A 15,292-nucleotide genomic window follows, 5' to 3' on the forward strand; every position below is an offset into this window, starting at 1 on the left:
AACATCAATTTTCAAAGATAGTTTGTACAAATCATAAAATAAAATCCACTAAATTTTAAATAATTTAGTGGATTGAATCTACTTTGTTGTTTCACTTACTATTCTGTAATACGAATTTGATGTAATTTTGTATATAATCATATAAAATACAGCAAATACAATAAAACTACTTACTGTTGTTATAGCAAATAGTACCACATTATTAATACTAACTGTTAAAAGTAATCTACAAATAATTGGAAAAGCAAATACCAAATGTATAAATGCAATAATTAGTGGAAGAAAAAATACGGTTAAAAGTTGCGAATTAATACTCTTTCTAATTTCTTTCTTGGTCATACCAACTTTTTGCATAATTTCAAAGCGTGATTGATCCTCATATCCTTCTGAAATTTGCTTATAATAAATAATTAATACTGCTGCTGTGATAAATACAATACTTAAAATAATTCATATATAAAATACTGCTCCAAAAAGACTATTAAAACTTTCACGTTCAAATTCCTGACTTACTAAATAAACAGTTTTATATCTAAAATTTTCCTTAATTGATTCATCTGTAAAAATATTTAAAAAACTATTGTAAACTTCTATCTGTTTATTAACTTCTATTCCAGTATCAAAATTGTAAATAAAACTCATCCTAGCTAATTTTTCTCCATAAAAATCTGATAAATTATCAAAACTTTTAATAACACTTTCTATATCTGGCACAATTAATATTATATTGAATAACATATCAATTGCACTATCGCCAGTTTTAACAAAATTATCAATGTTCCTTTTAATATTAAATGTTTTCCCATTATTAAAAGAAATTTTATCATTCTTATAGCTATTTCTATACGAGTATAATAAAGCTTCTCCATCATTCAATGTTTCGTTTGTATTCATAACCTCATTGTAATCATCAAGTGAGACAAAGTTGATTGAATATGTACTTGTCCCATCTGATAAATTATAATTTCTTAAAGTCGTTTCAACATCACTACCATTAACTATTCCATAGATAGCAACATTGCGATAAAAATATCTATTTTCTGGTATAATATTACGATCTCTTAACTCAGTTGATAATTTATCTTTTAATTTCTTAATATTTTCATCTGAAAAACTATCTAATTCATCAAAACTAAACTCTAAATTAATGTCACGTGGATATCTTGTATTTATTGCATCTTCTTTTCCAAAATAAAGACAAGCTGTAGAAGCCATCATAACCAGAACCATTGTAGCTAAAATACAAATAGACGCAAGACCTGCTCCATTTCTTTTCATACGATAAATCATTGAAGAAACAGATATAAAATGATTTGTCTTATAATAGTACCTCCTTCTCTTTTTCAAAATACGCAAAAATACAACAGATCCTGAAATCATCGTAAAATATGTACCTATAATTACCATGATTACAGCAATGGAAAATATAAGAATTGCTTGAATAGGCTCTTGAATCGTAACTGATATATAATAAGCAACCACCAAAATTAAAATTCCCATGATACCAATGAACCAATTACCTTTTGGAGGTTTTTCTCCAACATTCTCACTTCGCATAAGATTAATTGCACTCGAAAATTGCACTTGACGGATTGAATTAATCAAAATCAAAATAAATATAATTCCAAAAACTTGAATAGTTCTTTCAATTGAAATAATTGAGATTGAAAAAGTATAATTTACAATACTACCCATAAGATTAACAAGTACAAGCTCAGCTAACTTCGAAAATATAATTCCTGCCAAAAGTCCAATACCAATTGATATAATTCCAATAATCAAAGTTTCCCAAAATAATATAATCCCTATATTTCCTTTTCCCATCCCAAGAATGTTATAAAGACCAAACTCCTTTTTTCTACGTCGTGCTAAAAAAGAATTTGTATAAAATAAAAAAATTCCAGAAAAAACTGCAATAACTTGACTGCCAAGGGAAAGAACTATTCTAATTGTTTCCCCACCTCTTAAATTATTCAGTATATCGCTCACTCCTAAAAACATAACAATATAAAACATCATTATCATGCCAATACAAGTAAAAATATATGGAACAAACATCCTCTTATTTTTTAGAATACTGCTTACAGCAAGTTTAGGGTAAAAACTCATTTTCATTTTCTTGTTCCTCCTGTTATGAGTAAAGTCAATGTATCTGAAATTTTTTGGTAAAATTGATCATCTGTATCATTACCACGATAAATCTGGTGAAATACTTCTCCATCTTTAATAAATAAAACACGATTTGCTACACTTGCAGCTCTAACTGAATGTGTTACCATTAGAATTGTTTGACCTATCTTGTTAACTTCTACAAAAAGACGAAGCAACTCATCGGTAGCTCTGGAATCTAATGCACCTGTCGGTTCATCAGCAAGAATTATTTTAGGATTGTTTATCATTGCTCGTGCAACAGCAGCTCTTTGCTTTTGACCTCCAGATACTTCATAGGGATACTTTTTAAGAAGATTATAAATTCCAAGTCGTTCTGAAATTGGTAACAAACGATCATGCATTTCCATGTAAGATTTCCCTGCAAGTACAAGAGGTAAATAAATATTATCCTCTAAAGTAAAAGTATCCAGCAAATTAAAATCCTGAAATACGAATCCAAGATTATCTCTCCGAAAATTTGCAATTAATGATTCTTTGATTTTAGAGATATCATTACCATCTAAAATAACATTTCCACTTGTTGGCTTATCAATTGCTGCCATAATATTCAAAAGAGTAGTCTTACCTGATCCAGATTCACCCATAATAGAAACAAACTCACCCTTCTCCACACTGAAATTTACATTTTTTAACACCTCAATTTTATTCCCTCCAAAACGAGTACTGTATACCTTTTTTAAACTATTTACTTCCAAAATACTCATAGATGTTGTTCCTCCACTCAATTTTATGATGTTATTTTAACAAAAAAGGGAAATGACTCACCATCGATTTGGCTTACATTTCCCAAGTTAGGTCTTACATTCTTGTAAGATGCTAATCATTTTTTAAATTATTCTGTTCTAGATTAATATGTACTGTTGTCCCTCTATAAAGTTCAGATGTAACATAGATATCAATCTCAAGATTATTACAAATTCGCTTACAAAGGTAAAGTCCAATCCCACTAGCCTTTTTATAAATCCTACCATTATATCCTGTATATCCTTTCTCAAAAATACGAGATAAGTCTTCTGATGCTATACCAATCCCAGTATCCTCAATACAAAGTATTGTATCTTTCATATAAATTTTAATACTCCCCTTACGAGTATACTTCAAAGCATTAGATAAGAGCTGATCAATTACAAAAGAAAACCATTTCTCATCTGTTACAATAATCTTTTCTATAGGTTCATATTCAATCCCAATCTTCCGATCAATAAACTCAGAAGCAAATCTCGTAATTGAATTCTTTATAATATTACCAACATCATGTTTCTTAAAAACATAGTCACTATAATCTGATTCAAGTCTCATAAATGCTAAAACCATTTCAACATATTGACTTATTTGTGATAAATCTGAGGATAATTTCCTAAAAATTGGAGTATCTTCATTTTGTAAAGTAAGTTGCATCGAAGTAATAGGTATCTTGATTTGATGTACCCATAAAGTATAATACTCCATAAGATTTTTGTAACGTTCAGTTGTAGATGCACTTAAATTCAAAACTTCATCTTTCAAAGATTCTATAACTTCTTGGTAATCATTATCTTCAATACATTCAATAGGTGGCATATAAGAAATCATATCAGCTGTTATTTTTTTCATTGTGACAATCTGATTATGTTTACGCACTTTATTTAAAAACCCTATACAAATAAATATAACACCAAAAATTAAACATATTAATGCTGGATATATAACAGCCTTAAGTGGAAGACGATATAAAATAAAACTAATAATGAACAATAAACAAAATAAAATCCAAATAAATATTCCTTTTTTATGTTGCTTTATGTATAGCAAAAATAATTTCATTGAAACCTCTCTCATTTTAATATCTTAATTATTTGTTTTGATAATTTTCCCAATTTCACTCAACAATATATCCAACACCAACTTTAGTAGTAATAAAATTTTCAAGTCCTGAAGAATCTAATTTCTTTCGTAATCTATTAACATTAACTGTTAATGTATTTTCATCAATAAAAGATTCTGTTTTCCATAACCTTTCCATAAGTTTTTCCCTACTCACAACCTTGCCTTTATTCTCCATAAGACATAAAAGGATTCGATATTCATTTTTTGTAAGAGTTATCGTGTTATTATTAATCATAAGCGTATTATCCTCCATATTTAAAAATGCACCCCTATGTTCTAACATTAAAATATTCGATGTAAAATCATAAGCTCTACGTAACATAGCTTGCACCTTTGCCACCAACACATTCATATCAAAAGGTTTAGCAATAAAATCATCTGCTCCCATATTCATTGCCATTACAATATTCATGTTATCAGATGCAGAAGATATAAATATAATCGGAACCTTTGAAATTTTTCGAATTTCCCCGCACCAATGATATCCATCAAAAAATGGAAGAGAAATATCAAGCAAAACAATATGTGGATTATAAAATTTAAAATCATTAAGAACAGTCCTAAAATCTTCTACAATATGTAAATCTAAATCCCACATCTTCATTTTATCTTTAATTGCATCAGCAATCCTAAAATCATCTTCAACAATTAATATCCTATACATTTTTTGAATACCATCTCCCACCAGAAATTTTCCCAAAAACATAATAAATTTAAGTTTAAAAATAAAAATACCGCAACTGACACATCACATCAATTACGGTATATTATGGCGCACCTAGCAGGGTTCGAACCTGCGACCTTTGGATTCGAAGTCCAACACTCTATCCAGCTGAGCTATAGATGCAAAGTATAAGTAATTATACTAAAATTTCATTATTAAATTCAATACATTACAATCATAAAAATTTAATTTTACAATTCTTCCAAATCTATAAGTGGTATTATATTAATTAGTGGTTCATCATATGGATGAATATTTTTTATTTGCTCAATCACCATCTTTAAATCTTCTTTATTACAAATAGCTTCAACCTTATTTTCAAGTACTTCACACAACTTATTCTCGAGTCCTAAATATGGATTTGATCCCTCAAGAGGCCTAAATACACCTTTAACTTCAGACACACAAACGCAATTATCATAGTTCCCTACTTTACCAACTCCTGTAGAATTTAAAAGTTCACGTATCTTATCTGTGAAATTATATGGTATATATACCTCAATTTTAAATCTGTTAAAATGCATAAAAAACTCCTTAAAATATTTAAGAAAACTCGTATAAAAACAGCTTTCTCTGATTTATATTTATTTTTATCTAACATTATTAAGCATTGACCACATTTCATCCGCCGTACTTATTCCTTTTGTTGCCATTTGGTATGCTCTTTGTGCAAGGATCATCTCCGTCATCTCTTGTGCAATATCAACATTTGACATTTCAAGATGACCTTGATAAAAATCTGATTGCACTTGAAACATTATAACATTTTCTCCCGAAGGAACAAAGCTATTCTCACCTTTAGATATAAGCGTACCATTTCCAACTGTATCATAAAGATTTATTTTGCAAATCCATTGACCATCAGATGTAGACACTAGTCCGTTCCTATCTATAATCATGTTGCTTGCTGTAAGTCCTGTATTCATTAAATCTACTCCATCAAAATAAGAAACTTCAACTAAGTTTCCATTCTTATCAGTAATTCTCCCGAATGTATCAACATTCATGGCTCCACTTCTCGTATAAAATACTTGTCCGTTTCCATCAGTTATTTTAAAAAGTCCATTGCCATCTATAGCAATATCAGTATTTATTCCTGTTGGTTGAAGTGATCCTTGAGATTTATTTTTACCAATACCTGTTAATTTAACTCCATTTCCAACTGATGAATTAAAATCACTGGTCGGCACTCCCTTTATATTTAAATCTTTGTGAAATAAACTAGCAAATGAGCTATCAATCTTCTTATATCCATGGGTATTTACGTTCACCATGTTATTAGAAATTATATCCAACTTTTGTTGCTGTGCTATCATTCCACTTTTACTATTATTAAGGATATAAAACATACTTTTACACCTCTTACTCTAATAATTTTTTATTAAACTTTACCAATATCATTTGCAGAAATACGTAAGCTTTCATCTAGATACCCAAGTACCTTCATTGTGCTTTCGAAACTCCTAAGAGTATTTGTTAAATTCACCATCTCAATTGCTGGATCAACCTCAGAAACCTCAATGCTATTATTACGAACTCTTGAAGTTAATATCTCTGTAGCACCTTCTCCTCTATACAGATTGTTCCCAACCTTTTCTATAACCTGCTTATCTTGAAAATTTGAGATTCTAATTCTATAATACGACTGTCCATCCACAATTAAATTGTTATATCCTTCTACAGAAATATTTGTTGCAAGTCCAACATTAATTGGTTCATAATTTCCGTCTCTTAAATTTATTCCCATAACTGAAGCTCCTGTTGATGTCTTTAAATTTCCAGCTTCATCGAGGACAAAAGCACCATCTCTTGTATAATACTCTTGCCCTCCTTGAGTAACTGTAAAAAATCCATCTCCTATGAGAGCAAAATCTGTAAATTTATCTGTTTGCTTTAAACTACCTTGATCAAACTTTATCCTAGTAGAATCTATTTTTGATCCAATAGACATTCCTCCTAAAGTTTTGAAACTACTAAATCCATTATCTTTATTAGCCATCATAACTTTATCAAACTGAGAAATAATTAAATCATCAGGCTTAAATCCAGGCGTGCTTATATTAGTTAAATTATTAGTTATAACAGCTTGCTTAGCTTCAAGAGTTATAAGTCCAGAAATTGCTGTATACATACCCCTAATCATAGATTCACCTCATCAACTGCTATTATTTTGTTTACGCAAACTTTCCAAAGATGTCTTAATCTGCTCAATCTCTTTTTGAATTTCAAAAATTGTTTCTCCCATTTCATGCCTAAATGAAACTAAATCAGACTTTGTGACATCATCTCCAAAATCTGATTTATTCATAAGATTATCAAATTTATTTTTATTCTTAACACAGGCAATTCTTTCTATAACAAAGAAACATACTATTAATCCAAAACATAAAAATATCAACACTAGGTCTTTCCCCTCCTCATAAGCTGACTAATTGTAAATAATACTTGTATCAATAATATTTTTCCATAATAGTCTTCAAATTTTTAAGAGCCCTATTATGGATTTGGCAAACTCTAGACTCAGATACTTTTAATATTTTTCCAATTTCTTTAAGAGTCATACCTTTTACATAATAATAATAAATAACTTTTCTGTCTTTCTCTCTTAAACTATCTATAGCACGTTCCAAATATTCTATAAGCTCCTTATCCTCAAGAGCACTCTCAGGATTTGGACTATTACTATCCTTTATTGTATTTATTAAAGAAATACTATCGTCCTCCGAAAATATCATGCTCTCTAAAGATACCTTTGAAACATAATTAACATAGTTTTCAATAGTTCCTATCTCATCGACAGACAATTCAAGATAGTTTGCTATATCTAGTACCCCCGGTTCTCTCATTAAAGTGTTTCTCAAAATTTCTACCGCTTTGTTATACCTATTAAGCTTGTCCGCAACTCCCTTAGAGACAGGACTATTTTTTCGTATTTCATCAATCATAGCTCCTTTAATTCTAATAGAAGCATAAGTTGAAAACTTCATTCCCTTACTCTTATCAAACTTGCTAATAGCATCCATAAGTCCTATCATACCATATCCTACAAGGTCATCAAACTCCATATATTTCGATTTACCCGTTATAACTTTTGATGCTATATACATAACAATGGGAATATAATTTTCAACAATTATTTCTCCATTATCTATTTTTTCAGTGCTTGTACTACTTTCCGAGTCATCATTATAGTCATTTCCTTTTTTACTGTCATCTACTTTAGTTACATCTGCTATCATAATAATTTCCTCCTAAGTTCTCCAATCATTCCCCCATTTTGAAAATTTTTAATCTAAAACATTAATAATAAAATCTAAAAAATTAGAATTTTTGCTCCCATCACCTCTAACTGTATTTAAATAAATTTTTTCAGCTATTTTATATAGCTCTATATTTAAAAATTCCTTATTTATCAAATCTAGTATCTTAAAATTTACACCGCATTTCTCTGAAATAATCTTTATAAAGTCCTCAAAATAATTTTGCCAATCCAAATCATGTCCATCATTTACCAAAATAATTTGGACTTCTTGTCCACTCAATTTCCCATAACCAATTTTTTCGATAATTTCATTTAAGCTGTCTTGGGTAGTATTTGCTAAAATCAAAATATTATCACTAATTTTTGAAATTTTAGAATGAACCTCTTGAAATATATCTGTAGCATCTATAAGAATAAGATCTAAATTTTTAAATTGTTGTTCATTCATCAATCCACTAATTTTTAAAATTTCTTGATTATATTTACTTTTAAAAATATCATCCAAAAAAATGTTTCTACCAATCAATTTTTTAACATCTTTTTCAATAAATTTAATAGACTTCCCTTCATAACTATCATCACGCAAATCCTTAAATATCACAGTTTCCCTGCTCTGTAAAAGACTCCTATTAATTACATCTAAAACAGTTTCGTTATCATTATCTGAACAATTTATAAACCCTATAACTCGTAAAGTCTTTTGAAGAGCACTAAGGCTCCTTAAAAGACTAACAAGTGAGTTTGCTTGATCTCCAATCATAACTTTATTATTCTCCTAAAATCATATTTAAAATTTCCTCTTTATCCGCTTGCTTTATATCTAATGGAACATCTTGACCAACCGTAACAAAACTTATAGGTAAAGAAGTTTTGTAACAAATATTTACAAACATCCCAAAACTATTTGTCTCATCTAATTTTGTAACAATAACATTTTTGAATTTGATTCCTTTAAATGAATTTATAAATCCATTTAGATCTTGTTGTTTCATTCCCGCACTAACAACCAATGTCACTTCATCTGATTGAATGGATTGAACGAACATATTAAGTTCGTTTAAATGTATAATATTTTTATTGCTTCTGCCTATTGTATCTACCAAAATAACTTCACATGATTTCATATAATCAAATACAGTTCTTATATCATCCAAAGTCGTAACATATTTATACGGTACATTCATAATATCTGCATACATTTTAAGCTGTTCAACTGCTCCAACTCTAAAAGTATCTATCGTAACCAAACCTACACTTTTATTTAAATTTAGAGAAAGCATCCCTGCAAGTTTTGCAATCGTTGTTGTCTTACCAGAACCCGTTGGTCCAACTACTACTATTTTGTTTGAAATATTGGAATCATAAATCTTAATTATGTTTGAAAAAACTCCTCTTAAATATTTCTTAACGATTGTTTTATTCATAAGCTCATCTTTTGTTAATGTACAATTAGCTTTAATTTCATCGCAAAGTTCCCTGCATATATCCTGACTGTACAAAATTTCATCCAAATAACTTGATGATGGCTTAAAAGTCGCAATCTCTCCCACAATACTCTTAATTTCATGTATCTCTTTTTTTAGTTCATCAAGTGTAGAATTTTTATTCTCCCCAATATTGTTCTGTTTTATTAAATCAGCGTAGCTATTTATTATTTCATTTTGATTTTCATTGATTCGATCTGAAATTGCATTATTATTAAGATTTCCCGATTCATAATTTGAATCCACATTTAAATCCATAATAGATGAGGTTGGTTTCATATTGTAATTCTCTAACCTATTCTTACTTTCCATATTAAATGGACTTAAATTATTGTTTTGATTTAACTGATATGAGCCATCTTTCATTTGATTTGAAAATATGTTTTCTGAATAACCATTAAGTTCTTTATGTTTCTCCTCGAACAATTTATTGTAATAACTCATAGATTGAGTTTGTTCTTGGGATTTGTACTTATTAGGCTGAAAAGAATTTGCTAAAGATGAATTTGGATTTAAATTTTTCAAATTCGATAAATTATTTAAACTATTTACATCAATCTGCGATTGTGTTTGAGTAACAGGTATTGAACTAAAGTTAACATTCTTATCTAATTCATCTCCAGTTAATAATTTATTTTCATTGGCATTCCCTGGATTTACAACTCCTACTGTAACTTCCAACTTTTTATTTGTAAAAAGCCCTTTTATTCCTGGTTGTCTAACTTGTTTCTTACTTATGATATAAGCTTCATCTCCAAGCTCATGTTTAATACAAAATAAAGCCTCATTTATGTCATCTACTAGATACTTTCTAATTATCATCTATCTCTACCATCCTACTATTTATTATTTGTACATCGGGTACAATCTCATTTAAGGAAATAATAAACAAATCCCCAAACACCAGTTCCGTAAATCTCTTAAATGCTGGTCTAATTCGTGGTGAAACAAGAATAACAGGCTGACTATAATTAAATTGAACTCTCTTAATTGCATGACTTATTGCCTCAAATACCTTCCTTGATAAATTTGGTTCTAAAGCAATAAAGCTTCCTTGTGTTGACTTTTGTATACTTTTTGTTAAAAGTTCTTCAAGTTTTGGACTCAAAGTAACAACAACAATTTTTTTATCTTCATCAACAAACATGTTAGAAATAACTCTACTGAGAGCAAATCTCACATGTTCTGTTAAAACTTCAATATCTTTTATAGTTCTTGAATTATCAGCCAAGCTCTCAAAAATTGTTACAAGATCCTTAATAGGAATTCTCTCTTTAAGAAGATTTTGTAAAACTTTTTGGATATCTCCAATATTCATAAGATCAGGCACAAGTTCTTCCACAACAGTTGGATACTTTTCTTTTATTGTATCTACAATCTCTTTTGTTTCTTGTCGTCCAATCAATTCAAATGCCTTAACCTTTATCATCTCAGTTATATGTGTAACAATTATTGTTGTTGGATCAACAACCGTAAATCCTAAAAGCTCAGCCTCTTCTCTTTGAGATTTTTCTATCCACTTAGCATCAAGACCAAAGGTTGGATCTTTTGTCATAAATCCTTGTATACCATCAAGCTCTTCATTAGATGTCGAAATAGCCATTAACATATTGGGAATAACTTCTACTTTAACCACTATTGTTCCCCAAATTTTTAACACATATTCATTACTCTTAAGTTGCAAATTATCTCTGATCCTTATCGGTTTTAAAATGAGTCCAAGTTCTAATGCAATTTGTCTTCGTATTGATGCAATTCTACTTAAAAGATCTCCTCCACTTTTCTCATCAGCTAAAGGAATAAGTCCATATCCAATTTCGAGTTCAATCGGCTCAATTAATATAAGTTTGTTTACATTTTCAGGCTCAGTCTTAACTTCTTCTCTAGAATCATGATCTTGTTGTAAATTTTCTTCTGTTGAAACTTCCTTAACCTTATCTTGATTTTTCAAAATCAAAAATCCTCCCACACCTGTAGTAACTGCTAAAAGTAAAAATGGAACTGTTGGAAGTCCTGGGATTATTGCAAGAAATCCAAGTATTCCTGCAGATGTCAAAAGTACAATTGGAAACGATGAAAATTGCTCTGAAATTGCACGACTTAAATTTCTTCCATCTCCTGATCTAGTTACAATTACACCAGAAGCAGTTGATATTAAAAGAGCAGGTATTTGTGAAACCAATCCATCCCCAACGGTTAACCTAACATATGTAGATGCTGCCTCTCCTACTTCCATTCCCATCATCATCGTACCTATAATTATCCCTGCAACAATATTAATCATAGTAACAATTATCCCTGCTATGGCATCACCTTTAACAAACTTTGATGCACCATCCATTGATCCATAAAAATCTGCCTCAAGTTGGAGATTCCTTCTTCTCTTTTTTGCTTCTTCCTCAGATATAATTCCGGAATTTAAATCAGCATCAATACTCATTTGCTTACCTGGCATAGCATCAAGTGTAAATCTCGCTGAAACTTCTGATACACGTCCAGAACCATTTGTTATGACAAGAAACTGAATTATAACAATGATTAAAAAGATAATTACTCCTACTATATAATTTCCTCCTATAACAAACTCTCCAAAAGCTTTTATAATACTTCCACCATCAGCTTTGGAAAGAATAAGTCTTGTTGAAGATACATTTAATGCAAGCCTAAAAAGAGTTGTAATAAGTAGAATACTCGGAAATATTGAAAACTGTAAAACCTCTGTAGAAAATATAGTAATCAGAAGTATCATTACTGAAATCGTTATATTAACAGCAATGAGTATATCCAAAATAAAAGGTGGCATTGGAATAATAATCATAAGTACAATACAAATTATCCCAGCTGCCACTCCAATATCTATTAAATCTTTTTTACTTAATCCTAGGGCTTTTGTGTTTTCCAACCAAACAACACCCCTCTCTCACTAATACTTTTTACTTTTGTTATTAAGTTTAAATATGTACGTTAAAATATCAGCCACTGCCTTATATATATCTTGTGGTATCTCTTGCTCTAATTCCACATTATTATAAATAAATCTAGCAAGTTGTTTATCTTCAACAATAGGCACATTATTTTCTTGAGCAATTTCTTTTATCCTATATGCAACATGATTTATACCCTTTGCCATTAGTTTAGGAGCCATATCCTCCCCCTGCTTATATCGAAGTGCAACTGCTATATGTGTTGGATTCGTTATAATAACAGATGAGTCTTTAACGTTAGACATCATGTTCTGCATAATTATCTGTTTACCTTTTTGCCTAATTTGAGATTTAACTTGTTGATCTCCTTCCATTTGTTTGAATTCTTCTTTAACCTCTTGCTTCGTCATTCTAAGTTTTTTCTTGTGGCGAAACTTCTCAATCGTAAAATCAACAACTCCTATTACTCCAACTACAACAAAAATTTTAATAAAAATGGATATAAAAAGTGGTACAATAAATGAAAAAGATTGACTCACTTTAAAATTACCTATCCTTAAAAAAGTTTCCACATTATCAATGATAAATTGATACGATAAATAACAAAGAACCACAACAATAATAAGATCCCTAAACAAATCAAATAATGATTTAATGCTAAAAATACTTTTGATTGTATTCAATGGATTTAAATCTTTAAAATTCGGTTTTAAAAGTTTTGAAGTAACTAAAAAACCCGTTTGAATTATATTTGATACAATAGAAAGTCCTATAAAAATAACTCCAGGTATAAGTATCATAATTAAAATCTTTGGTAATACAAGTTTAAAAATATAAACGACATCATATCCACCATAATTGTAAGCAATCCCATCACCAAGAAAATATGCCATTATTTTTTTGAGTTCCCTTAAAATAAATTTCCCAAGTATAATCACTCCAACAACTCCAAGAATAGAAATCGCTGAAACTAGAAATGTAGATTTAGCAACATTCCCTTCCTCTTTTGCCTTCTTTTTCTTATGGGGTGTTGCCTCCTCTGTCTTATCATCAGAAAATACAAAAAGCACTGGTGAAAAAGAAAATACTTTGAAAATTAAATTATTAAAATCTACATAGATGTCTGTAAACCTTGTAAATATAATTTTTATCGATATAATTAAAAGAGATATAGTTACAGCTATCTTAAATGGAAAACTCACAAGTATCATATTTATCTTCGGGATTATTTTTGATATTATTCCTAAGATAATATCAACAAATATCAAAATTATAACGATAGGAATTATTATCATAAATGATGTTTTAAGGATCGTAAGCATTGAAAAAATAAAACTATTTAAAAAGTCCGAAGAAATATTCAGGTTACCAATCCCTATCTTTTCATAGCTAAATATAAATGCCCGTATAAAATAATGGTGACCATTTAAAATTATAAATACGCTAAGTGAAATCCAATAAAAAATCTTCTCTATTACACTCGAATTATTATTAGTCATAGGGTCAAATACCTGTGCAGATGAAAATCCACCCTGAGAATCTAAAATAGATCCAATTCCACTAAAAAGTTGAAAAAGTAAATTAACAAAAATCCCAATCAACAACCCTATTAATGTTTCCGATAGAATTAAAAATATGTACTGTTCATCTCCACGAAGATTAATCTCAATATTCTGATAAATGATTGGAAACAGCATAAATGCAAATATAACTGAAAATATAATCTTAAAAACATTGCTAATACCTCTTGGAAAAAATACTTGAGATACAACAATAAATGAACTGACCCTTATAATTATCAAGAAGAGAATCTTATAATCGATTTCAAAATTCAATGTAATCACCTAACCAGTTGTAATTTTTTGAACTATATTAAACATTTCATTTGTAAACTTAACCATCTGCTTAATAACAAAAGGTGCCATCATAAGTCCCATCAATGATAATATTAAAACCTTAGGAACAAAAGTTAAGCTCTGATCATTTAAATGCGTAATAGCTTGAACTATACTTATAACTATTCCAATAATCATTGTAATCAATAAGAATGGAATTGATATTTTAAATCCAGTAAACAAAGCCTTTCTTATTATCGCAATCGCTAAATTTTGACTCATCAAACACCTCCAAAACTTATAAATAATGATTTAATTACAAGTCTCCAACCATCCACGAGTACAATAAGAAGTATCTTAAACGGGAGCGATATTATAGCAGGTGAAACCATCATCATTCCCATGGCCATTAATATACTCGCAACAACCATATCAATTATCAAAAATGGAATAAATATTAAAAATCCAATCTGAAATGATGTCTTAAGTTCACTAAGTGCAAAAGATGACATAAGAGTTGTAATTGGAATATTCTCTGATGTTACTTCCCCTTCATATTTTGAGAGCTCTAGAAATAATTCCAAATCATCTTGCCTCGTCTGCTTAAACATAAATTCTTTGAGAGGTAGAAGTCCCCTATCATAAGCTTCCTTCCCACTGATATCTTTATTCATATATGGAATAATCGCATCATTGTTAATCCTTTCACCAATCGGCATCATTATAAAAAAAGTCAGTATTATTGAAAGTCCAACCAAAACTATACTAGGTATTGCATTTTGGAGCCCTGAGGCATTTTTTAAAAAAGCAAATGTAATAACTATTCTTGTAAAACTCGTCGTCATTATTATTAACATAGGTAAAAAAGTAAGAAGCGTAAAAAATATAAACAGCTCAATGTTCTTACTAATAAATCCTTCATTACTATCTGAAAAAATGCCTAATGCACTCACCCTACACTCAATAAGTAAAACCGCTAAAGTAACTAACATACATAACCTACAGAAAGCCTTCTTCATAAACAA

16 protein-coding genes and 1 tRNA gene are annotated in these 15,292 nt (G+C 29.5%); all 17 read right to left on the minus strand.

Annotated elements, in window-relative coordinates; genetic code table 11:
• Nucleotides 1-78: 78 nt before the first annotated feature.
• A complete protein-coding gene (locus SFBM_RS08195) occupies nt 79-450 on the minus strand; it encodes an FtsX-like permease family protein (RefSeq protein WP_371137056.1) in 372 nt (123 codons plus the stop codon).
• Nucleotides 451-2,115, minus strand: a complete 1,665-nt coding sequence (locus SFBM_RS05660; RefSeq protein ID WP_242821622.1) for an FtsX-like permease family protein — start codon at nt 2,113-2,115, stop codon at nt 451-453.
• Nucleotides 2,112-2,876, minus strand: coding sequence for an ABC transporter ATP-binding protein (locus SFBM_RS05665; RefSeq protein WP_005805649.1), 765 nt, complete (start codon nt 2,874-2,876; stop codon nt 2,112-2,114). The genes SFBM_RS05660 and SFBM_RS05665 overlap by 4 nt, the downstream gene beginning before the upstream one ends.
• A 112-nt stretch (nt 2,877-2,988) precedes the next feature.
• A complete protein-coding gene (locus SFBM_RS05670; RefSeq protein WP_007440217.1) occupies nt 2,989-3,975 on the minus strand; it encodes a sensor histidine kinase in 987 nt (328 codons plus the stop codon).
• A gap of 55 nt (nt 3,976-4,030) precedes the next feature.
• Nucleotides 4,031-4,702, minus strand: coding sequence for a response regulator transcription factor (locus SFBM_RS05675; protein ID WP_014018013.1), 672 nt, complete (start codon nt 4,700-4,702; stop codon nt 4,031-4,033).
• Nucleotides 4,703-4,808: 106 nt separating this feature from the next.
• A tRNA-Arg gene (locus tag SFBM_RS05680) sits at nt 4,809-4,885 on the minus strand.
• Between the two features lie 68 nt (nt 4,886-4,953).
• On the minus strand, nt 4,954-5,286 hold the full coding sequence (locus SFBM_RS05685) for a hypothetical protein (protein WP_005805643.1): 333 nt from the start codon (nt 5,284-5,286) through the stop codon (nt 4,954-4,956).
• Nucleotides 5,287-5,352: 66 nt separating this feature from the next.
• Nucleotides 5,353-6,111, minus strand: a complete 759-nt coding sequence (locus SFBM_RS05690; protein ID WP_007440219.1) for a flagellar hook-basal body complex protein — start codon at nt 6,109-6,111, stop codon at nt 5,353-5,355.
• Nucleotides 6,112-6,143: 32 nt separating this feature from the next.
• The gene (locus tag SFBM_RS05695; protein ID WP_007441066.1) at nt 6,144-6,905 is read right to left on the minus strand and encodes a flagellar hook-basal body complex protein; all 762 of its coding nucleotides are present in this window, start codon (nt 6,903-6,905) and stop codon (nt 6,144-6,146) included.
• A 12-nt stretch (nt 6,906-6,917) separates the two neighbouring features.
• Nucleotides 6,918-7,163: a hypothetical protein gene (locus SFBM_RS05700; RefSeq protein WP_014018014.1), complete on the minus strand. Its 246-nt coding sequence runs from the start codon at nt 7,161-7,163 to the stop codon at nt 6,918-6,920.
• Nucleotides 7,164-7,212: 49 nt separating this feature from the next.
• The gene (locus tag SFBM_RS05705) at nt 7,213-8,001 is read right to left on the minus strand and encodes a FliA/WhiG family RNA polymerase sigma factor (RefSeq protein ID WP_005805639.1); all 789 of its coding nucleotides are present in this window, start codon (nt 7,999-8,001) and stop codon (nt 7,213-7,215) included.
• 48 nt (nt 8,002-8,049) lie between these two features.
• The gene (locus tag SFBM_RS05710) at nt 8,050-8,784 is read right to left on the minus strand and encodes a hypothetical protein (protein ID WP_005805637.1); all 735 of its coding nucleotides are present in this window, start codon (nt 8,782-8,784) and stop codon (nt 8,050-8,052) included.
• Nucleotides 8,785-8,791: 7 nt separating this feature from the next.
• On the minus strand, nt 8,792-10,330 hold the full coding sequence (gene flhF / locus SFBM_RS05715) for a flagellar biosynthesis protein FlhF (protein ID WP_014018015.1): 1,539 nt from the start codon (nt 10,328-10,330) through the stop codon (nt 8,792-8,794).
• Nucleotides 10,320-12,410, minus strand: a complete 2,091-nt coding sequence (gene flhA, locus SFBM_RS05720; protein ID WP_005805633.1) for a flagellar biosynthesis protein FlhA — start codon at nt 12,408-12,410, stop codon at nt 10,320-10,322. Before flhA ends, flhF begins: the two co-directional genes overlap by 11 nt.
• Nucleotides 12,411-12,431: 21 nt before the next feature.
• Nucleotides 12,432-14,276, minus strand: a complete 1,845-nt coding sequence (locus tag SFBM_RS05725) for an EscU/YscU/HrcU family type III secretion system export apparatus switch protein (RefSeq protein WP_005805631.1) — start codon at nt 14,274-14,276, stop codon at nt 12,432-12,434.
• Nucleotides 14,277-14,549, minus strand: a complete 273-nt coding sequence (locus tag SFBM_RS05730) for a flagellar biosynthetic protein FliQ (protein WP_005805629.1) — start codon at nt 14,547-14,549, stop codon at nt 14,277-14,279. It abuts the gene before it with no gap.
• Nucleotides 14,549-15,286: a flagellar type III secretion system pore protein FliP gene (fliP, locus tag SFBM_RS05735; RefSeq protein WP_014018016.1), complete on the minus strand. Its 738-nt coding sequence runs from the start codon at nt 15,284-15,286 to the stop codon at nt 14,549-14,551. The genes SFBM_RS05730 and fliP overlap by 1 nt, the downstream gene beginning before the upstream one ends.
• Between the last annotated feature and the right edge of the window lie 6 nt (nt 15,287-15,292).

This window comes from Candidatus Arthromitus sp. SFB-mouse-Japan (genome assembly GCF_000270205.1).
GTDB lineage: Bacteria > Bacillota > Clostridia > Clostridiales > Clostridiaceae > Dwaynesavagella.